This is a genomic window from Haloferax sp. SDI50 (genome assembly GCF_059802635.1).
On record NZ_JBPULL010000001.1, the window covers coordinates 113092 to 131706 of the forward strand.

The 18615-nt window shown below is 67.9% G+C and carries 20 protein-coding genes; 8 read left to right on the forward strand and 12 right to left on the reverse strand.

Annotated features, from left to right (window positions below; all coding sequences use genetic code 11):
- Positions 1–46: 46 nt before the first annotated feature.
- A complete protein-coding gene (locus ACSR87_RS00565; protein WP_498529134.1) occupies positions 47–742 on the reverse strand; it encodes a nucleotide exchange factor GrpE in 696 nt (231 codons plus the stop codon).
- A gap of 117 nt (positions 743–859) precedes the next feature.
- A complete protein-coding gene (locus ACSR87_RS00570; RefSeq protein WP_498529135.1) occupies positions 860–1606 on the reverse strand; it encodes a proteasome assembly chaperone family protein in 747 nt (248 codons plus the stop codon).
- 172 nt (positions 1607–1778) lie between these two features.
- On the opposite strand from ACSR87_RS00570, the gene ACSR87_RS00575 reads away from it, so the two are divergent.
- Together ACSR87_RS00575 and ACSR87_RS00580 are read left to right on the forward strand one after the other, a co-directional pair.
- Positions 1779–2720 carry an RsmB/NOP family class I SAM-dependent RNA methyltransferase gene (locus ACSR87_RS00575; RefSeq protein ID WP_498531007.1) on the forward strand — a complete coding sequence of 314 codons (942 nt, stop codon included), beginning with the start codon at positions 1779–1781 and terminating at the stop codon, positions 2718–2720.
- Entirely contained in the window at positions 2717–3253 is a 537-nt protein-coding gene (locus ACSR87_RS00580; RefSeq protein WP_498529136.1) for a DUF7122 family protein, read from the forward strand. The genes ACSR87_RS00575 and ACSR87_RS00580 overlap by 4 nt, the downstream gene beginning before the upstream one ends.
- A gap of 40 nt (positions 3254–3293) precedes the next feature.
- Here the strand turns inward: ACSR87_RS00580 and ACSR87_RS00585 are convergent, their stop codons facing one another.
- Complete coding sequence (locus ACSR87_RS00585) at positions 3294–4796, reverse strand: DUF790 family protein (protein WP_498529137.1); 1503 nt, start codon at positions 4794–4796, stop codon at positions 3294–3296.
- A 131-nt stretch (positions 4797–4927) separates the two neighbouring features.
- Here ACSR87_RS00585 and ACSR87_RS00590 point away from each other — a divergent pair, with 131 nt between their 5' ends.
- Positions 4928–5320, forward strand: a complete 393-nt coding sequence (locus ACSR87_RS00590) for a transcriptional initiation protein Tat (protein WP_498529138.1) — start codon at positions 4928–4930, stop codon at positions 5318–5320.
- A gap of 14 nt (positions 5321–5334) precedes the next feature.
- On the opposite strand, the gene ACSR87_RS00595 is transcribed toward ACSR87_RS00590, so the two are convergent.
- Positions 5335–6714, reverse strand: coding sequence for a DEAD/DEAH box helicase family protein (locus ACSR87_RS00595; RefSeq protein WP_498529139.1), 1380 nt, complete (start codon positions 6712–6714; stop codon positions 5335–5337).
- 144 nt (positions 6715–6858) lie between these two features.
- On the opposite strand from ACSR87_RS00595, the gene ACSR87_RS00600 reads away from it, so the two are divergent.
- Complete coding sequence (locus ACSR87_RS00600) at positions 6859–7008, forward strand: hypothetical protein (protein WP_498529140.1); 150 nt, start codon at positions 6859–6861, stop codon at positions 7006–7008.
- Positions 7009–7016: 8 nt separating this feature from the next.
- Here ACSR87_RS00600 and ACSR87_RS00605 read toward each other — a convergent pair whose 3' ends face one another.
- Genes ACSR87_RS00605 through ACSR87_RS00615 form a run of 3 tightly spaced genes read right to left on the reverse strand, consistent with a single transcriptional unit; the run spans position 7017 to position 9741 of the window.
- Positions 7017–7841 (reverse strand): ABC transporter ATP-binding protein, encoded by an 825-nt coding sequence (locus ACSR87_RS00605; protein WP_498529141.1) that lies wholly within the window; start codon positions 7839–7841, stop codon positions 7017–7019.
- The gene (locus ACSR87_RS00610) at positions 7829–8698 is read right to left on the reverse strand and encodes an ABC transporter permease (protein ID WP_498529142.1); all 870 of its coding nucleotides are present in this window, start codon (positions 8696–8698) and stop codon (positions 7829–7831) included. The genes ACSR87_RS00605 and ACSR87_RS00610 overlap by 13 nt, the downstream gene beginning before the upstream one ends.
- A complete protein-coding gene (locus ACSR87_RS00615) occupies positions 8695–9741 on the reverse strand; it encodes an ABC transporter substrate-binding protein (protein WP_498529143.1) in 1047 nt (348 codons plus the stop codon). The genes ACSR87_RS00610 and ACSR87_RS00615 overlap by 4 nt, the downstream gene beginning before the upstream one ends.
- 256 nt (positions 9742–9997) lie before the next feature.
- On the opposite strand from ACSR87_RS00615, the gene ACSR87_RS00620 reads away from it, so the two are divergent.
- Complete coding sequence (locus tag ACSR87_RS00620) at positions 9998–11119, forward strand: pyridoxal phosphate-dependent aminotransferase (protein WP_498529144.1); 1122 nt, start codon at positions 9998–10000, stop codon at positions 11117–11119.
- 130 nt (positions 11120–11249) lie between these two features.
- Positions 11250–12842 carry a Na+/H+ antiporter NhaC family protein gene (locus ACSR87_RS00625; RefSeq protein ID WP_498529145.1) on the forward strand — a complete coding sequence of 531 codons (1593 nt, stop codon included), beginning with the start codon at positions 11250–11252 and terminating at the stop codon, positions 12840–12842.
- A gap of 20 nt (positions 12843–12862) precedes the next feature.
- Here the strand turns inward: ACSR87_RS00625 and ACSR87_RS00630 are convergent, their stop codons facing one another.
- Positions 12863–13282 (reverse strand): DUF5367 family protein, encoded by a 420-nt coding sequence (locus ACSR87_RS00630; RefSeq protein ID WP_498529146.1) that lies wholly within the window; start codon positions 13280–13282, stop codon positions 12863–12865.
- Between the two features lie 81 nt (positions 13283–13363).
- Here ACSR87_RS00630 and ACSR87_RS00635 point away from each other — a divergent pair, with 81 nt between their 5' ends.
- A complete protein-coding gene (locus ACSR87_RS00635) occupies positions 13364–13609 on the forward strand; it encodes a DUF8593 domain-containing protein (RefSeq protein WP_008574424.1) in 246 nt (81 codons plus the stop codon).
- Positions 13610–13825: 216 nt separating this feature from the next.
- Here ACSR87_RS00635 and ACSR87_RS00640 read toward each other — a convergent pair whose 3' ends face one another.
- The 3 genes from ACSR87_RS00640 to ACSR87_RS00650 all read right to left on the reverse strand — a co-directional run bounded on the left by ACSR87_RS00640 (position 13826) and on the right by ACSR87_RS00650 (position 16931).
- Positions 13826–15001 (reverse strand): redox-regulated ATPase YchF, encoded by a 1176-nt coding sequence (locus tag ACSR87_RS00640; RefSeq protein WP_498529147.1) that lies wholly within the window; start codon positions 14999–15001, stop codon positions 13826–13828.
- An 83-nt stretch (positions 15002–15084) separates the two neighbouring features.
- Positions 15085–15957, reverse strand: a complete 873-nt coding sequence (locus tag ACSR87_RS00645; RefSeq protein ID WP_498529148.1) for a DUF4349 domain-containing protein — start codon at positions 15955–15957, stop codon at positions 15085–15087.
- A 122-nt stretch (positions 15958–16079) separates the two neighbouring features.
- Complete coding sequence (locus ACSR87_RS00650) at positions 16080–16931, reverse strand: polymer-forming cytoskeletal protein (RefSeq protein ID WP_498529149.1); 852 nt, start codon at positions 16929–16931, stop codon at positions 16080–16082.
- Between the two features lie 121 nt (positions 16932–17052).
- Between ACSR87_RS00650 and ACSR87_RS00655 the strand changes: the two genes are divergently transcribed.
- A complete protein-coding gene (locus ACSR87_RS00655) occupies positions 17053–17256 on the forward strand; it encodes a DUF5800 family protein (protein ID WP_004041503.1) in 204 nt (67 codons plus the stop codon).
- A 121-nt stretch (positions 17257–17377) separates the two neighbouring features.
- Here ACSR87_RS00655 and ACSR87_RS00660 read toward each other — a convergent pair whose 3' ends face one another.
- A complete protein-coding gene (locus tag ACSR87_RS00660) occupies positions 17378–18553 on the reverse strand; it encodes a DUF3179 domain-containing protein (protein ID WP_498529150.1) in 1176 nt (391 codons plus the stop codon).
- Between the last annotated feature and the right edge of the window lie 62 nt (positions 18554–18615).

Here is an 18615-nt window from a genome sequence, read left to right on the forward strand (position 1 = left end):
AGGCGAGACCGCCTCCGGTGACGGCGAGCGCCCGGTCGACGGCGCGCTATTCGCCCTTACTGACCGTGATTTGCGCGGCGCGGATGACCTTGTCGGCCATCTCGTAACCGGGTTGGAACACGTCGGCGACGGTGTCCGCCGGCTGGTCGCTGTCGACGCGCATCATCACTTCGTGGCGGTTCGGGTCCACGTCGGTCCCCGGTTCGGGGTCGATGACTTCGACGTTCTCGTCTTCGAGGATGCGGTCGAACTCCTTGAGCGTCGATTCGAGGCCGCCGCGGATGTCGGCGTCGTCGTCCTGGTCGAGCGCGCGAACGAGGTTGTCGCGGACGGTGACGACGCGCTCGACGAAGTCCTCGGTGGCGCGGTCTTTGATTTGGGACTGCCGCTTCTTCGCGCGCTTCTTGTAGTTCTGGAAGTCGGCCTGCGTGCGCTTGAGACGCGACTGGAGTTCCTCGGCCGTCGCTTCTGCCTCGTCGCGCTCGGCTTCGAGGTCGGCGACGCGGGTTTCGAGCGCCGCGACCTCGGCCGCGAGGTCGTCGTCGTACTCGGCGACGCGGTCGGCGACGGTCGGCCCGTCGCCCGTCGCGCCGGATTGCTCGGCCGCCGACTCGGCGCTCGACGCCTCGCCGTCGGCGTCCGTCGCCGCGTCTTCGGCCGTCTGCGCCGCTGCGTCGGATGCCGCGTCAGTCTCGGCGTCTGCGTTCGCGTCCGTGACCGACTCGGCAGGGTCGTCGCTCATGGGCGGGAGAAGTGTCCGACGCGGCTTAAACGTGTAGACTGCGGGTCGGCCGAAACGCTTCTCAGGACGGAGCGGTCGCGCGGGCCGAGACCCCTCGGGACCGACAGCCAGCGCCGCTTACTGGTACATCCCGAGCGGCCGGGCCTGCGTGCTCTCTTCGTCGGACTGCTGCATCCGCCGGGCCAACTGCTCTTTGGCCTGCCGTATCTCGGTGGCGCTGTCCACGAGGTCGTCCACGGGCACCTCGATACCGACGAGCGGCTCGATGCCGTGTTTGATGATGACGCGGGCGGCCTCGGGGTCCGGGAACTGCGGGTCCGACTCGACGACCAACGCGAGCGCCGGGCGGCCGACCGAGACGGCGTTGCTCAGGAGCGCGCCCGTCGGCCCCGAAACGAGGCCGGTCTCCGTCGGACGGTCGATTTCGGCGGCTTCGAGCCGCGACGCCGCGCCGTCGGTGCCGACGCCGTAGAGCGCGGGCACGTCCTCGGACTTCTCGCGGGCGATGCCTGAGAGGAACACGGGGAGCACGTCGAGTTCCTCGAACCACGGGCCGAGGCAGGTGGCGAGTTCGGTCGCCGCCTCGGGCCGGATGGGGATGTCGCTCTGGAGGACGAGCAGGTCCCGCTCCGCGTCGGCGTAGAGCCTGACCGGCGGGTGCAACGCCGGGTCGTCCTCCATGTAGACCGCGACCTTCGGGACGCCCTCGCAGAACACGTTGGCGTAGTGGGTCATGTCGAACTCCGAGACCAGGTGGTCGGCAGCGATTTTGCCGACCAACCCCACGCCCGGCAACCCTTCGACCAACGTCGGCGACTCCAGTTCGTCGGTGAGTTCCTCCGCGAGGACGCGAATGCGTGCCATACGTGAACATGGTCGCCCGGGCGAGGTAAATCCGACGGGCGACTGTGCGGTCATCGGCTGCCGGCCTCGCCCGGCGCGACTGCTTCGGCCGGTGGCGTCTCCCGGCGACGACGCCTGCGACCCCGCCGGCGACTCCGAAACCGACAAACGCGCCCGCGCGGAATCGAGTGTCATGAACCCGCTCCAGCGGTACGCGCCGCTCGTGGACGACGAGGAGGCCTTTTTCGCGGCCTGCGAGCGGCCGCTTCCCTCCGTCGTCCGCGTCAACACCATCAAGACGACGGTGGCGCGCGCCCGCGAGGCGCTCGACGACGAGGGCGTCGCCTACGAACCGACCGACTGGCATCCCGGCATCCTCAAACTCGAAGACAGCAGCCCGGGGACGAACTGGCCGTACTTCCACGGCTGGCTCCACGGCCAGGAGGAGGTGTCGGCGCTCCCGGCTATCGCCCTCGACCCGCAACCGGGCGAGCGCGTCTGGGACACCTGCGCCGCACCGGGGTCGAAGACGACCCAGATAGCCGCCATGATGGACGACGAGGGCGTCCTCGTCGGCAACGACAACAACCTCGGTCGGCTGTCGGCGCTCCGCCACAACGCCGAGCGCCTCGGCGTGACGAACCTCGTCGTGTCGAATCAGGACGCCCGCAACTTCTCGATGAAACCCTTCGGAGAGCGGACCCCCGAGAAGGACGGGTCGTTCGAGCAGTTCGACCGCGTCCTCGTCGACGCGCCGTGTTCCTGCGAGGGGACCTGTCGAAAGAACCCCGACGTGCTCGACGAGTGGACGATGAACCACGTCAAAAGCGTCGCCGGCATCCAGAAGGGAATCCTCCGGCGCGCCGTGCAGGTGACGAAAGCCGGCGGCACCGTCGTCTACTCCACCTGTACCTTCGCGCCCGAGGAGAACGAGGCCGTCCTCGACTTCGTCCTCGACCGCGAGGACTGCGAGGTGGTCGAATGGGACGTACCCGACGGCTTCGAGACCGCGCCCGGCATCACCGAGTGGGAGGACGACGAGTACGACCCCTCGGTGGCGAAGGGTCGCCGCGTCTACCCGCACCACAACGACACGGGCGGCTTCTTCACCGCCAAACTGGAGGTGACCGCATGAGCGACGACACCGCCCCCGACGAGAACTGGGGCCAGCAGTTCGACCGCCTGCCGCCGACGACCGACGACCGCGTCGTCGAGGGTCGCCCCTCCCGCGAGGAGGTCATCGACTGGTGGGACGAGCGGTTCGGCGTCGACCCCGCGGTCTTCGACGGCTACACGTTCTGGGAGAAGGGCGCGGGCAAGATTTGGGCGTTCAACGGCGAGGTCGTCGACCCCATCGAAGTCGAGGGGCTCGGAATGCGCATCCTGCGGACCCGCCAGCGCCACTGGAAGCCCTCGACCAACGCGGTCCAGCGCTTCTGCGGCGACGCGACGAAGAACGTCGTCGAACTGAGTCCGAGCGAGGCGCAGGCGTTCGTCGACGGCCACGACCAACAGCTCGATCGATGGGAGGGCGACTGGGGCTACCTCACCGCCGCCCACGAAATCGCCGGCGAACTCGAACCCCTCGGCGTCGGCCTCTACCTCCACGGGGAGCTCCGCTCGACCGTCCCCAAGGGCCGGCAGGAAGACCTCGTCAAACTCGACTGAACGGTTCAGGGCCGCCCGCCGACCTCCGACGCTACTGCGTTTACTTCTCTCTGACCGTCCCGCCGGTCAGCCCCTCCCACTCGACCCGGTAGCCGAGCCGCGAGAGGACCGCGCTCGCGTCGTCGAGGCCGCGGTCGTCGAGGACGGATTCGGCCGCCGACAGCGACATCCCAGCCTCGATTTCGCCGGCGAGCGCGTCGAGAACGGCCGGGCGGACCAGCGTCCGCCCGACGAGTTCGTGTTCGGGGAAGGCCACGCCGTCGAGGGCATCGACCGAGACGCTGCGGGCGGCCGCGAGGTCCGACAGCGTCACCACGTCGTCGTCGGGCGCGAGTTCGGCGGGGAGCGACGAGGCCGCGTCGGCGACGAGGTCGGACTCGTAGCCGCGCAGCACGTCCACCACGTCCTTCACGCGCACGGACCCGGTGTACGGGACGGCGCGGTGGTCGTGGGCGGCGATGTCTTCCCCGACGCCGAGCGAGTCGTCTACGGCGACGACGAGTTCCACGTCCTCCACGTCGGCGAGTTGGCCCAGCTTCTTTTCGACGTACTCGGGCGTCCAAAAGCCCATAATCTCGAAGAAGACGCGGAAGTCGGCGTGCGCGTAGTCGAACGCGAAGTCCGGAATCATCACGCTCGTCCCCGTTTCGAGCGGTTCGGGCTCCCGGACCAGCGACCAGTCGAGGTCGAGGCCGCGGAAGCGGGCGGCGAAGTCTGCCTCCACGCCGCTGTCGAAGCCGGGTTCGGCCATCGGCTCGACGCCGGGGACCGACACGTCGTCGCTGGTGAGCGTCATCTCCCGGTCGGTCCCGCGGTCGTCGATGGTCGCGGCGAGGCGCCAGTCGCCGGCGGTGGCGACCGACCGGAGCAGGCGGGCGAAGGCGGTTCCGTAGCGTCTGGTTCGCTGAAAGAGCGCGTCGGGACCGGTGACGACGACCTCGCGGCCGGCATCGGTCTTCCGAATCTCGTACATCAGGCGGAGGCGCTTGACCGCCGAGACGACGGCCTTCGGGTCGGAGCTTCGGACGCGCACCTCGGTCGCGTCGAACAGGGCGGTCTGGGCGAGCGAGAGGTTGTACTGCGCGAGCAGTTCGTCGGGCGTCCACCGCGGGTCGAACTCGGAGAGCACCTGTTCGACCTCGCGGTCGGCCGTGAGCGACTCGTCGACCGCCGCCGGCGACGACCCGAGCGAGGACGCCGCGCGGTCGAGCGCCGCGGCCCGTTCCTCCTCGGTCGCCACGCCGCCGACGCTCATCGCGGCCTCGAACGCGGCGCGTCGGGCGCGGACCGGCGGCAGGGGAGCCGCCGTCTCGAACACCGCCTCGCGGTCGAGCAGCGACGCGAACCCGCGGGCGAGTTTGAAGTCGTCGGCCTCGGCTTCGAGGTCAGCGAGGGCGTCGTCGAGGGCGGCCCGCGAGTCGCCGACGTGTCGCCGGAAGACGCCGATGGCCTTCGCGGCCAGCGGGTGGTCGCCCCGGTCAGCGAACTGCGGATGGTAGCCGCCGCCCGCCCGCGACACCCGAAGCAGGTCCTTCGTCAGCACGCTCGCCACGAGGGGGCCGCGGGACAAAAGCGACTCGGGCGGTCGAGGTGAGTCGACCACGGCGCAGACGACAAGACGCGACCGACGACGCGGACGGCAAGGTTCATTGCGCCCGCGGCGGACGCCACCGTATGGAGCGACGACGCCTCCTCGGACTGGTCGCGGTCGGCCTGTCGTCGGGCTGTCTGGGGTCGCTACCGGGTGCGACGGGGCCGCGAAACCCACCGGCGGCACCGACGGGCGACCCCCGGGACACGCCCGAGGTCTCTCCGGTCCGAATCGAAGATATCGACTACGAGGCGACCGACGACGGCCGTCTCCGGGTCTTCGGGTCGGTTCTCAACGACGGCGGGGCCGAGCGGCTCACCACGGTCGAAGTCCGGGTCACCGTCGGCGGCGAGCGGTCGACGCGGTCGCAGGAACTCGCCGTCCCGGCCGGCGGGACCGCCGACTTCGCGGTCGAATTCGAGTTCGGATACGACGCTTTCAGAGAAGACGGCGACCTGAACGTCTCGCTGGTCTGAGAGGAGTTTCCGCGTCACCGACGCCGGGCCGCCACCCGTTCTTCCGCCGTCTCGACGCTCACGAGTTCGTAGAGCGTCGCGGTCGAGCCGTCGGTCTTCGGCCGGAGGATACGGCCGAGTCGCTGGGTGAACTCGCGTTCCGACCCCGACCCCGAAAGCAGGATGCCGACGTTGGCGTCGGGCACGTCCACGCCCTCGTCGAGTACGTTGGCCGCGACAACGGTGTCGTAGGTACCGTCGCGGAAGCGGCCGAGGATTTCGCGGCGCTCCTTCGTCCCGGTCTCGTTGGTTATCGGCGGGACGAGGAAGCGCCGCGAGATGCGGTAGACGAGGTCGGTCGAGGCGGTGAAGACGATGACGCGGTCCTCGCGGTGTCGCGCGAGCAGTCGCGCCAGCTTGTCCACTTTCGCCTCGGAGTTCATCATCACGTCGCGGGCGCGCTGCTTGGCGAGAAGCGCCTCCCGCGCCCGCGGGTCGTTGCCCGACCGCATCACGAGTTTCTGGTAGTCGCTTCCGGACTGCATCGACAGCCCCGAGGTGCGCAGGTAGTTCACGAACGTCTCCTGTGCCTCGTCGTACGTCTCGCGCTCGTCGGCCGTCAGTTCGACCTCGATGCGGCGGACCTCGTAATCAGCGAGGTGGTCGCCCGCCAAATCGTCCACGTCGAGGCGGTACACCCGCGGGCCGACGAGTTCCTCGATGCGCTCGTGCGCGCCGTCCGGTCGCTCGAACGTCGCCGTCAGGCCGAGGCGGGCGGGCGCGGCGAGGAATCGCGGGATGTCCCGGTATCCCTCGCCGCCGAGGTGGTGCACCTCGTCGAAGACGACGAGGCCGAAGTCGCCGCCCACGTCGTCGGCGCGGAGGTACGCCGAGTCGTACGTCGAGACCGTGATGGCCTCTTGGGCCTGTTCGCCGCCGCCGAACCGACCGACCGGCACGTCGAACTCGGTTTCGAGTTCGCGTATCCACTGGTCCTGTAAATCGATGGTCGGCACGACGACGAGCGTCGGCACGGAGCGGGCGACCATCGCGGCGACCGCGAGGACCGTCTTACCCGCGCCGGTCGGGAGTTCCACGACGCCCGCTGCGTCTGCATCGAGCCACGCGTCGAGGGCGGCGCGCTGGTAGTCGCGGAGGTCGTAGGTCGTCGAAAGCGAGAGCGGGGAGTCGAGGGCGGCCGCGACCCGGTCGTCGGAGTCGACGCCGGCTGCGTCGAGCGCGTCCCGAACCGCGGCGTACCGCATCGCAGGGGCGCGATAGCCGCCGCTTCGGGGGTCGGCTTCGACGCTCGGCACGTCGGCAAGGGCGGCCCGAACGTCGGAGTCGTCGCCCGCAGCGCTGTCGCCGTCAGTGCCGATGTGGACGGTGCCGTCCTCAAATCGGAGGGTCGTCACTACCGGCGCGTTGGCGGGGCGCGGTCATAAATCGACGGTCCCGCGGTGGGCGGGTGGGCCGAGCCGGGCGGGGGTTCCGCGCGCTTCCGGCCCCGCCGCCCGCGGGCCGAAGGTTCAAATCCGATGACGGGGCTACGGACGTGTATGAGCGACGACCTCGACGACGCGGTCGCACAGTTCCTCAGCGACTACAACAGCGCGATGAAGGAGTACGAGAAGGGCTACGTCGACGCCGACGCGACGCTGTCGGTCATCGACGCGCACATAGAGGAGTTGCGAGCGGCGCGGGAGTAGAAGCCGGATTACTCCCCGATAAGCCCGCGAATCCGCTCGACGTACTCCGCAAATTCGCTTTCGGTCCGCTCCCGCGGGCGGTCGATATCGACCGAGACGATTTCGCGGACGCGACCCGGATTCGCGGCCATGACGACCACGCGGTCTGCGAGCGTGACCGCCTCCTCCACGTCGTGGGTGACGAACAGCACCGTCTTGTCCGTCTCCGCCCAGATGTCGAGCAGTTCGCCGTGGAGCATGTCGCGGGTCTGCGCGTCGACCGCGCCGAACGGCTCGTCCATGAGGAGCAGTTCGGGGTCGACCGCGAGCGCGCGAGCGATGCCGACGCGCTGTTTCATCCCGCCGGACAGCTCTTTGGGATAGGCGTCAACGAAGCCGTCGAGGCCGACGAGTTCGAGCATCTCCGTCACGCGTTCCGAGCGCGCCGGCTCCTCGACGCCCTGTTCTTCGAGCCCGAAGGCGACGTTCTCGCTGACGGTCCGCCACGGGAACAGCCCGTACTCTTGGAACACCATCCCGCGGTCGGTTCCGGGGCCGGTGACGGGCGAACCGTCGAGGGTGACCGCGCCCGAGGTGGCGTCTTCGAGACCGGCGATGATGCGGAACAGCGTCGTCTTGCCGCACCCCGAGGGGCCGACGATACAGACGAACTCGCCGTCCTCGACGGCGAACTCCACGTCCGACAGCGCCTCGACCGTCCGCCGGTCGGACGCGTAGGTCTTGCCGAGCGAGTCGACGCTGACCGTCGCGGCCTCGTCGGGGTCGGCCGCGGTTGCGCTCGCGTTCCCGGCCGCACCCGCATCCGCGTTCGCGTCGTCGCTCATGCTCTCCACTCCAGCACCCGCCGTTCGACCCGGCGGAACAGGCCGTCGCTCACGAGGAAGACGATGCTGATAACGAGCATGTAGGCGACCGACACGTCCATCGCGAGGTTCTGCGCCGTGTTGAGAATCTCGTAGCCGACGCCGACGCCGACGATGAGTTCGGCCGCGACGACGATCATCCAACACTGGCCGATGCTCGTCCGGATGCCGGTCATAATCGAGGGGCTTGCCGCCGGGATGACGACCTTCCGAATCATCGTCCAATCGTCGTCGACGCCGAGGGTCGCCGCGACCTCCTTGAGGTCCTCGGAGACGCCCTCGACGCCGCCGTAGGCGCTGTAAAAGTTAATCCAGAAGGAGCCGATAGCCACGATGAACGTCGCGCCCTGGTGGTTGACGCCGAGCCAGATGACGGCGAAACCGATCCACGCCAGCGGCGGAATCGGCCGGAGGAGGCGCGTAACGGGCGTGAAGACGCTGTCGACGCGGGTGTTCCAGCCCATGGCGATGCCCGCGAAGACGCCGAGCGAGGTCCCGATGAGCAGGCCCGGCACGTAGTGGTAGAGACTCTGGACTAATTTGACGAGGAGCCGCGTCGCCGGGAGTTCCGCGCCGGTGAAGGGAATCGACAGCGAGGCGGGCGCGGTGAGCTCGACGACGAACGCCGCGAGCACCTCGACGGGCGAGGGGAGGAGATACGTCGGCTGGAACAGCGCGGCGACGTGCCAGACGGCGAGAAAGCCCGCGAAGCCGGCGACCGCGAGTCCCGTCTGTTCCGAGGAGAACCCCGCGAGCCGGTCGAGGAGTCGGTCGTCCGCCTCGGTCTCCGAGAGGGCGACGCCGCTGCCGACTTCGTCGTTGCTCATAGCGAGTCGTAGATACCGTAGTCGAACATCTCGTCGACGGTCAACTGCGCCTCCGTCTTCCCGAGCGTCTGGGCGTAGTCAGCGAAGATTTTGGCCCCGCCCTCGATGTCGTGGGGGTCTGTGATGAAGTCCGACGCGGGCGAATCGAGCGCCGCGCGGGCGGTCTCGACCGGGAGCGCGCTCTCCCCGATGACCGTGCTCGCGTGCTGGGCGGCCGTGTCGGGGTCGTCGGCGACGAAGGTCGTCGCCTGCCGGTGGAGTTCGACGAACTCCGTGGCGAGGTCGCGGTTGTCCTGCCGGAGGCGGTCGTGCATGAGCGTGACCGCCGCGGGCTGGCCGGGCATGAAGTCGCCCGCCCACGCGATGGACTGGAACGGCGCGTCGTTGGCGTCGATGACCGTCGGGACCGGCTCCATGATGCTCGTGCCGTCGACGTTGTTCGAGAGGAGCGCCTGCTGGACCGCGGCCGCGCCGCCGAGACCCTTGATGTTCACGTCCTCTTCGGGGTCGAGCCCGAGCGTGTTCTCAATCCAGTAGCGGAGCAGGATGTCCGGGACCGACCCCGGCGGGAACGTGCCGAAGGTGAACTTGCGACCCTTCTGCGCCTCGAACTCCGCGAAGGCGTCCTTGCCGTGTTCCTCCCAGAGGGCGGCGAAGTCGTCGGTGGCGAGAATCTGCATCGCGTTTTTGATGTTCGCGGCGGTAATCTTCGCGGGGATGCCCTTGTCCATGACAATCATCGCCGGGACGATGCCGAACATCATCACGTCGAAGTCGCCCGTCGCGGACGCCTGGACGATGCTCGGGCCGTCGGAGAACTTCTTGCCCGAGACCGGGACCGAAAGCTGGTCGAACAGTCCCTCTTCTTCCATCACGAAATACTGCATATCCGGGTAGATGGGCATGTAGGCGACGTTGAGTTCGTCCAGCCCGCTTCCGCCGGACCCGCCGAGACAACCCGCGAGGCCGGCGGTCGCTGCGAGGCCGGACCCTTGCAGGAATCGTCTACGGCTAATCGACGTCGAACGTGGTGCCTCTGTCATTGTCCTCGTTACGAATCAGCGCCTTATTCGGGGCGCGTACCCGGTAACGATAGACGCGGTAGATGACACGGTGAAACCGGGTTATTCCCGTTCTATGGCCGTAAACGGAGTTAGGACGGTCGGTTTTTCTGAACTTCTTACTCCCAGATAGCGGCATAAAAATCCGGGAAACGTCGGCGTTCACGTCATGGATTCAACGGGTCGGGCCCGAGCGTGCGTGGGAAGAACTATCCCGAACGGCGACGCGGGATAGGATATGACGCAGTTCTCCGACCGGGTGGAGCGCATCTCCATCAGCGGCATTCGCAAGGTGTTCGAGGCGGCTGGCGAAGACGCTATCAACCTCGGGTTGGGCCAGCCAGACTTCCCGGCCCCGGACCACGCGCGACGGGCGGCCGTCGAGGCCATCGAAGCCGGCGAGGCCGACGGCTACACCGGGAACAAGGGCCTCCCGAGCCTGCGCGAGGCCATCGCCGAGAAGCACCGCCGCGACCAGGGCGTCGACCTCGACCCCGACGACGTCATCGCAACGGCCGGCGGGAGCGAGGCGCTCCACATCGCCATCGAGGCGCACGTGAACGAGGGCGACGAGGTCATCATCCCCGACCCCGGCTTCGTCTCCTACGACGCGCTCACGAAACTCGCCGGCGGCGAACCGGTGCCGGTCCCGCTCCGCGACGACCTGACGCTCGACCCCGCGGCGGTCGAAGACGCCATCACCGAGGACACCGCGGCGTTCGTCGTCAACAGCCCCGGCAATCCGACGGGCGCGGTGTCGCCGCTCGACGACATCGCGGAGTTCGCCCGCATCGCCGACGAACACGACGTGCTCTGTATCTCCGACGAGGTGTACGAGTACACCGTCTTCGAAGGCGAACACCGCTCGCCAATCGAGTTCGCCGAGACGGACAACGTCGTCGTCGTCAACTCGGCCTCAAAGCTGTTTTCGATGACCGGCTGGCGACTCGGCTGGGTGTACGGCTCCACCCGCCGGGTCGAACGGATGCTCCGCGTCCACCAGTACGTGCAGGCGTGCGCCTCCGCGCCGGCGCAGTTCGCGGCCGAGGCCGCGCTCAGCGGCCCGCAGGACCGCATCGAGGAGATGACCGAAACGTTCCGCGAGCGCCGCGACCTCGTCGTCGAGGGACTGGAGGACATCGGCCTCACCGTCCCGTCGCCGGGCGGCGCGTTCTACGTCATGCCCGAGGTGCCCGAGGGCTTCGTCGACGAGTGCATCGACCGCGGCGTGATTATCGTGCCGGGCGAGGCGTTCGGTGAACACGGCCACGGCTACGCCCGACTGTCGTACGCGACCGACACCGAGTCGCTCCGCGAGGCCATCGAGATAATGGGCGAGGCGTACGACGCGGTCGTCTGAGCCCGCAACACGCCCGCAGTCGGTCGATTCGTTGCCCGAACTACGACAACTCACGGCATCCGATGCGTCTTATTCTCAGGTCTCGAAGTGAAAACCCTTAAATTCGGGAGCCGGTGACGAAACGTTTGTCATGCCCGCAGAGACGCATGGAGTCATCAGCCTGCTGCCGGCGCTCTTCGCAATCGTGCTGACGCTGGCCAGTCGGCAGGTGCTCCTCTCACTGTTCACCGGCATCTGGATCGGTGCGACCATCCTGGTGGGATGGAACCCAATCGGCGGGGCGGCGTACTCCCTCCAGTTGGTCATCAACAACGTGACCGAGTCGTTTAACAGCAAACTCCTCCTGTTTACCTTCCTTTCGGGCGCGATGCTCGGGATGATATTCCTCTCGGGCGGGATGAACGCGCTCGCACAGCGCATCATCGCCCGCATCAAGACCCGTAAACAGGCCGCGTTGGGGACGAGCGTCCTCGGGATGCTCATCTTCGTCGACTCCTACGCGAGCACGATGATTACGGGCTCGGTGATGCGGCCCATCACCGACAAGTTCGACATCAGCCGCGAGAAGCTCGCGTACCTGCTCGACTCGACCACCTCGCCCGTGGTGAGCGTCGCCGTCGTCTCGACGTGGGTCGGCTTCGAGGTCGGTCTCATCCGCGAGCAGTTCGCCTCGCTCGGCATCGACCAGAGCGCCTTCGTGGTGTTCCTCCAGAGCATCCCGTTCCGCTTTTACAGCCTGCTCGCGGTCGCCCTCGTGTTCATCCTCGTCGTGATGGACTGGGACTTCGGGCCGATGCAACGCGCCGAGCGCCGCGCGAAAGAGGAGGGGAAGGTCCTCGGCGACGACGCCGACCCTCTCATCGAGACGCGCGAGGAGGACATCGTCACGCCCGACTACGTCGATTCGCGCTGGTGGTACTTCGCCGCACCCATCGTCGCGCTCGTCGCCGTCACCGGCTTCGGCCTGCTGTACTCCGGCGGCTGGCCCGGGCAGGCACCCGTCGAGGCGCTGAAGGACGCGGCCACCGCCGACGCCATCCTCTGGGGCGTCTTCTCGGCGTGCGCGCTGCTGCTCGCCATCCTCGTCGGCCACGCCCGCGTCGAACTCGAAGCCGTCAGCGACGCCATCTTCGAGGGCTTCAAGATGGTCATGTTCCCCGTGGCCGTCCTCTCGCTGGCGTGGACCATCGGGAGCGTCAGCCAGGCGCTCGGCGTCGGTGCGTTCGTCGTCAGCGTCGCCCAGGGCGTCATCACGCCAGCAATCCTGCCCGCGGTCGTCTTCCTCGCCGCGGCCATCATCTCGTTCTCGATAGGCACGTCGTGGGGAACGATGAGTATCATGTTCCCCGTCGCGGTGCCGCTTGCCTACCAGCTCGGCGCGCCGCTCCCCGGAGCCATCGGCGCTATCCTCACCGGCTCGCTGTTCGGTGACCACTGTTCGCCCATCAGCGACACGACGGTCCTCTCGTCGATGTTCGCCGGCGCGGACCACGTCGACCACGTGAACACGCAGATTCCGTACGCACTGCTCAGCGGGACTGTCGCCACGGGACTGTTCCTCGCGGACGGCTACGGCGTAAGCTCGCTCACAGTCTCCGGCTACGGCGTCGGACCGCTCGCGCTCCTCGGCGTCGGCGTCCTCATTCTCTTCGTCGCCGCCTACTACCTCTCCCAGCACGCCGACGTGAGCGTCCCGAACGCGTTCGGGTCGTCGTCCGACTAAACCCGACGGACCGCGATTTTTCATCGACTGACGAAGCCAGCGACCAGCACCGTCGCGTACGCCAAGAGTAACAGCCCGCCGAAGAGCCCCGCGGCTTCGAGGCCCATGTTCGGGTAGACGACCGAGAACAGCGCCGTCGAGACCGCGTCGACGAGCATCCCCGGAACGACGAGCAACACCGCGGCCTCCCGCCGTGCGCCACTGGACAGCCCGCGCCACCGGAAGATTCCGACCGCGAGCGCCCACATCGCGGGGACCGTCAGCGCGAACACCGCGGCCGTGACCAGCGGCCGGGAAGGCACCAACACGAGTTGGCCGACGACGCGAAAGACGAGGCCGGCGACGAGGGCAACCGCCAGCCCGACGCCGAGAAGCACCCGCGTCTCCGACAGCGGGAGCCGACGAGCGCCGGCCTCGGAGACTTGTGGACTGATTGTCATGCCGCTCGTACGCGGGCAACGCGTATCAGCGTTCGTGCCGGCCACAGGATATTATGTCATCCCGGTATAACGATTGGTCGAATGTCAGTTCTCTCGACCGCCGACGAAGGAAAGTTCCTCATGGACGAGGAGGCCGAACAGATCGGAATCGTGACCGAAGTCGACACGGACGCCCAAATCGCGTACGTCGAACCCGACCCCGACATCGCCGAGGCAGTCGTGCAAGGCCTCGGCTTCGGTGACGCCGACGGCGACGACATCGAGGTGCCGGCCGAGTCTGTCGAAACGGTCACCGACACGGAACTTCGCGTCGCAAAGGACCTCTGACGCCGCCTGCGACGAATCGCTGTTTTCCGCCGCAAATCACGACGCGTGAGCCGCACGACAGTCGACCTTGCGGCGCGACTCCGCTTTCTGTGTCCCTCGGAGAATGTGAGATGACTGATTCTGTATAGCGAATTTTGGTTTACGTGTGGCATGGCGGACGGATTCCCGACCAATCGAAAGCAACGAGAACGCGCGGAAAAGACGAACTGCTGACAGTTACTTCGCCGTCGAGACGATTTTGATGACGTCGCCCTCCTCGAGTTCGTGGTCTTCGGCGATGCGGCGTTTCGCTCGCGCGTCGACCGCGTGGAGGTAGCCGTCGCCGATGTCGGAGTGGACCGCGTACGCGAGGTCCCGCGGCGTCGACCCCCGCGGGAGGAGGAAGGCGTCGGGGAGGACGTTGCCCGTGCCGTCGGTCCACTTCGACTCGTTCTGGACGGGGTAGACCGTGATGCGGTCGAGCACGTCGTAAACGGCGGTGTCGATGGCTTCCTGCGTCCCGGTGCCGCCGTGGTCGCCCATCAGGTCGCGGATGCGTTCGAGGCCCTGCTCCTGTGCGTCGCTCACGTCGCCGACGAGTTCGAAGTCGTCGTCGCCGGGGTGGTAGTCGATGATGCCCGCCTCGCGGGCCCGCCGAAGGGCGAGTTCGCCGTCCGCGGTCGCGGCGATGACGGGCTTTCCGGTCTCGGCGAGTCGGTCGAGGTTCTCCGGGGGCGCGATATCCACCTTGTTGGCGACGAGGACGATGGGCTTGGTCCGCTGGCGAATCGCGCGGGCGAGTTCGACGCGGTCGGCGTCGTCCCAGTCTCGGGGGTTCGGCGAGTAGTCGAGGTCGCGCAGGACGGCGGCGATGTCGTACTCGCTCGCGCCGACGCCCGTCAGGAGGTCCGAGAGGGCGTCGTCCATGTCGAAGTCGGGCGACCGCGACTTGCGGACCACGGACTCCCAGTTCTTGTGGACGATGCCCGCGAGCCACTGTTCGAGTTCCTCCTCGATGAAGTCGACCTCCTCGACGGGGTCGAAGCTCCCTACCTCGACGGGTTCGCCCTCGGCGTTCGTCCCGCCGGAGGCGTCCACGACGTTGACGATGGCGTCCGCGTTCGTCAGCTCGTCGAGGAACTGATTGCCGAGGCCGCGACCCTCGTGCGCGCCGGGGACGAGCCCGGCCACGTCCACGAGTTCGACGGCGACGTAGCGGATACCGTCCTCGCAGTTGCCGCAGCGCTCGTCGCGGTCGAGACAGGGACAGCGGGTGCGAGCGTGCGTGACGCCGCGGTTCGCGTCGATGGTCGTGAAGGGGTAGTTCGCCACGTCGACCTCGGCGAGCGTCGAGGCCGTGTAGAACGTCGATTTGCCGGCGTTCGGCTTGCCGGCTAACGCGAGAGAGAGCATGGCTCGACGATGGTCGCGGACGCGGAAAAACGCTCGCGTGCGAGGGAGCGCGAGCGACGACGGAGCGGCGGGCGAGACGAGGGTCAGTCCGTCAGTCGCCTGAAGGCGGCGCGGCCGGCGAGCACCACCCCGCTCCCGAGAATCGCGAGGAGGCCGCCGAAGACGACGAGGTACGGAGCCGCGTAGGCGACGGCGACGACGAGCGCCCGGAGGGCGACGAACGCGCCGTTGACCGACTCGGAGAACGCCTGTAAGACCGGCGTGTCGTACCACTGCGCCGGGCCGGGCGGTCGTTCGGACAGCGAGACCCGGACGGTCGAGAGGGCGGCCCGGTCTTCGAGCGACTGCTTCTGAGCTTCGAGTCGCTCGATTTCGGTCTGGACGTCCGTCAGGCGCTCTTCGACCGCGAGCACGTCCTCGGTCGTGTTGGCCGACTCGTAGAGGTCGCGCAGGCGGTCGCGCTGGGCGCGGAGATTGCTCAGTCGCGCTTCGATGTCGACCAGTTGGTCGGTCACGTCCTCGGAGTTCGTCTCGACGCGCTCGACCTCACCGAGGGCCTTCATATCGGTCATAAACGCCGAGAAGTCCTCGGAGGGGACGCGAACGACGAGTTGGCCCGAGCGGTAGGTACCGCCGCTCCGGCGGTTGACGTACTCGTTGGAGTCGCTGACGTAGCCGCCGTAGGACTCGGCGGTCGATTCGACCGCGTCGCGCGATTCGTTGAACTCGTCGACGGTCAGCTCTATCTGCCCGTTCTTGATGACCGCCCGCCGCTGGACCTGTGGGAGGTCGTCGCCGCCCGTCTGTTCGGCCTCAGAGGGGGCGTCCGTGTCGGCGGCGAGCGAGACGCTCTCTGCACCGCCGGCACTACCGGCACCGCCGTCAGCCGCGCCGCCGGTACACCCGGCGAGAAGGACGAGGAGGGCGACCGAGAGAAGTTTCAGTCGATTGTCCATAGACGACACTCTGCACCTGAGGGATTAATCGTTGGGTAAGCACAAACGGCGACTGTTGCTATCGCGGCCCGCGGGTGGTCGCGGCCGGTCAGTCAGCCCCGGTGTCGGAGCCCCGATGTCGGTTATTCGGCCTCGCGGGGGAGGTTGTCGCGGTGGATGCGCATCTCGCCCCGGGCGCGCATCGTGCCGTCGACGTGCGCGTCGGCTTCGAGGACGAGGTCGTTACAGGACACGTCGCCGAGGACGCGCGCGTCCTCGTGGATTCGAACCTCGCCGTTTCGGGTGGTCACGTCGCCGTGGATGCGCGTCCCGCTCCCGACGACGATATCGTCGCGGGCGCGGAGGCTCCCGAAGACGTTGTTGTCCTCTGCGAGGTCGATTGACTTCGCGCGGATGTTGCCGTGAATCCGGCAGTCTGAGCCGACGTGCGCGGGCGTCGAGACGCGCCACGCGTCGTCGGAGACGGTGGCGTTCCGTGGAATCACGAGCGGGTCGTGCGGCGACTCGCCCGAGAGCGTCTCGGCGAGTTCGTCGGCCGCCTCGTCCTCACCGAGTCGGAGGAGTTGCGAGAGGACGATAAAGTAGAACACGAGCGTCGGAATCGGGTTGCGGATGACAATCCAGCCGTTGGCCTCGAACCCTTCTTCGATATCGACGTCGTCGCCGATGTCGAGGTCTCCAGAGACCATCAGGCGGCCGGCGATGTGGACGCGCTCACCGAGGTAGGCGTCGTTGCCGACGAGGACGTTGCCGGCCACGTCGTCGAGCATATCGAGTCGGCAGTCGGCTTCGGCCTCGATATCGCCGCCGAAGGTGACGCGCTCGCCCGCGAGGACGTTCCGCCCGCGGACGCCGAACTCGACGGTGCTCTGCCCGCCGACGACGACGTCGCCGTCGGTGACGAGGTCGTGTTCCTCGACCGTCGTCCCGTCGGGGATTTCGAGCGCATCGAGCGGGTCCGTACCCAGTGACACGCTCCGAACCAACACCCGTGCCGTAATAAACCGTCCGCAAGACAACCGTCAGACACGACGGGGGCAGTCGGTTTCCCGGTGACGACGTGTATTTAACTACTCGCGGGAAACAACGAGAGGTATGACGATTCTCTCTTTCGACGACGACGGCGTAGACGTGGTCTACGAGGGAACGGAGTTCCGCCTCGAAAAGGCCCTCATCGAGGAGGCAATCGGGAAATCCTACCCCGACGTGACCGACCACGAGGTGCTGAAAATCGTCGAGAAGCAACCCGCGCTCTCCGGCGAACCCCGGCGCGTCCGCGACATCCTGAACTCGTCGTAATCGCCGCCCGAAGCGCCGACCGAATCCCTCGTTTTCCCCGCGTATCGCCCTCGAATCACGCGCGCTCGCCGCGCGACCGACTCCCTCAGACTCTTCCGAACCCGCAGCCCCGGCCGCCCGGTCAGTTCTCGTATATCTCCGTCTCCGGGTTGAAGTCGGCCCACGCGAACCAGAACATCGGCGAGCGGTCGTTCGCGCGCGTCAGGACCGCACCCTCGTGTGGGCCGTCGAGCGCACGGCCGGTGAGGAGGTCCCACCGCGACCCGGCGGCGACGAGCGCCGACCCGTCGCGGTCGAACTCGACGGTCTCGCCGTCGACCCGACGGACGTAGGCGACGAGGCTACCCTCGGCGGAGGCCGCCACGACGACCGGCAGGTCTCCCACCGTGTCGTTGACGACGCCCGCGGACTCGACCGCGTCGAGCGGGTAGGCGCGGGCGACCCCGTTGGCGGCGACGCCGACGACGGACGCTTTCGGATGGAGTCGGTCGTCTGCCGCGTCGTTGAAGCCGATGCCGATGGCGCTCGACTGCTGATAGCTCTCGTAGGGGTTCACGTCGTACCGGCGGGTCTGTCGCCCGCGAATCGTGCCGGAGACCGGCGGTGGGACCAACACCTCCGTGTCGGGGTGGGCCGCCCGCCACTCGCCCCACGTCGAGATGGTCGAGGGGAGAAGCGACAGCGTCTCGCCGGTCAACTCCCCGCGAATCGCGGTCGCGAGCACCTGGCTCCACAGCGAGTTCGTCCGGTCGTCGTACATCACGAGGTCGGACATCCACAACAGCCCCGAGACGCCGAAGTACGTCGGTTCGCCGCCGGCGAGCCTGTCGGCGACGACGGCGCTCCCGCACAGCGGGCAGTAGGTAACGACCACGGGCCGGCCGTCGAACTCGTCGTTGACGATTTCGTGCCAGTTCAGGACGGCGAGCGGGTAGGCGCGGGCGACGCCGTCGAGTTCGACGCCGACCACCTCGTCGCCGTCGTCGAGCGTCGCGTCAACCTCGTCGAACCCGGTCCAGTCGTCGGCGAAGACGGGGGCGGTGATGGCCGGAATGGCGTCTCTCGGCGCGCCTCGACGCAGTTCGTCCTCGGGGACCGGAAGCTCGAACGGACCCGAATACTCGCCCGCGGCGGCGTCGGTCGAGTCGGCGGGGGCGGTGGACTCGGCGGACTCTGGTGCGTCGTCGACTCTCGCGGCATCGTCGTCCGCGACGGGTGGCTCGCTTCCGAGACAGCCGGCGATGGCAGCGCCGACGCCGAGCGCGAGGAAGCGACGGCGGTTCGTGGTCGAAGCCATGCCGGATATTCGGCCGAACCACGTATGAGCGATGTGCGGTATGGTATCGAAGCGCACGACCG

Bases quoted from the DNA above. Each gene is read 5' to 3' on its own strand.
- ACSR87_RS00565 (WP_498529134.1), bottom strand. From the start codon at position 742: ATGAGCGACGACCCTGCCGAGTCGGTCACGGACGCGAACGCAGACGCC.
- ACSR87_RS00570 (WP_498529135.1), bottom strand. From the start codon at position 1,606: ATGGCACGCATTCGCGTCCTCGCGGAGGAACTCACCGACGAACTGGAG.
- ACSR87_RS00575 (WP_498531007.1), top strand. From the start codon at position 1,779: ATGAACCCGCTCCAGCGGTACGCGCCGCTCGTGGACGACGAGGAGGCC.
- ACSR87_RS00580 (WP_498529136.1), top strand. From the start codon at position 2,717: ATGAGCGACGACACCGCCCCCGACGAGAACTGGGGCCAGCAGTTCGAC.
- ACSR87_RS00590 (WP_498529138.1), top strand. From the start codon at position 4,928: ATGGAGCGACGACGCCTCCTCGGACTGGTCGCGGTCGGCCTGTCGTCG.
- ACSR87_RS00600 (WP_498529140.1), top strand. From the start codon at position 6,859: ATGAGCGACGACCTCGACGACGCGGTCGCACAGTTCCTCAGCGACTAC.
- ACSR87_RS00610 (WP_498529142.1), bottom strand. From the start codon at position 8,698: ATGAGCAACGACGAAGTCGGCAGCGGCGTCGCCCTCTCGGAGACCGAG.
- ACSR87_RS00615 (WP_498529143.1), bottom strand. From the start codon at position 9,741: ATGACAGAGGCACCACGTTCGACGTCGATTAGCCGTAGACGATTCCTG.
- ACSR87_RS00620 (WP_498529144.1), top strand. From the start codon at position 9,998: ATGACGCAGTTCTCCGACCGGGTGGAGCGCATCTCCATCAGCGGCATT.
- ACSR87_RS00625 (WP_498529145.1), top strand. From the start codon at position 11,250: ATGCCCGCAGAGACGCATGGAGTCATCAGCCTGCTGCCGGCGCTCTTC.
- ACSR87_RS00630 (WP_498529146.1), bottom strand. From the start codon at position 13,282: ATGACAATCAGTCCACAAGTCTCCGAGGCCGGCGCTCGTCGGCTCCCG.
- ACSR87_RS00635 (WP_008574424.1), top strand. From the start codon at position 13,364: ATGTCAGTTCTCTCGACCGCCGACGAAGGAAAGTTCCTCATGGACGAG.
- ACSR87_RS00640 (WP_498529147.1), bottom strand. From the start codon at position 15,001: ATGCTCTCTCTCGCGTTAGCCGGCAAGCCGAACGCCGGCAAATCGACG.
- ACSR87_RS00645 (WP_498529148.1), bottom strand. From the start codon at position 15,957: ATGGACAATCGACTGAAACTTCTCTCGGTCGCCCTCCTCGTCCTTCTC.
- ACSR87_RS00655 (WP_004041503.1), top strand. From the start codon at position 17,053: ATGACGATTCTCTCTTTCGACGACGACGGCGTAGACGTGGTCTACGAG.
- ACSR87_RS00660 (WP_498529150.1), bottom strand. From the start codon at position 18,553: ATGGCTTCGACCACGAACCGCCGTCGCTTCCTCGCGCTCGGCGTCGGC.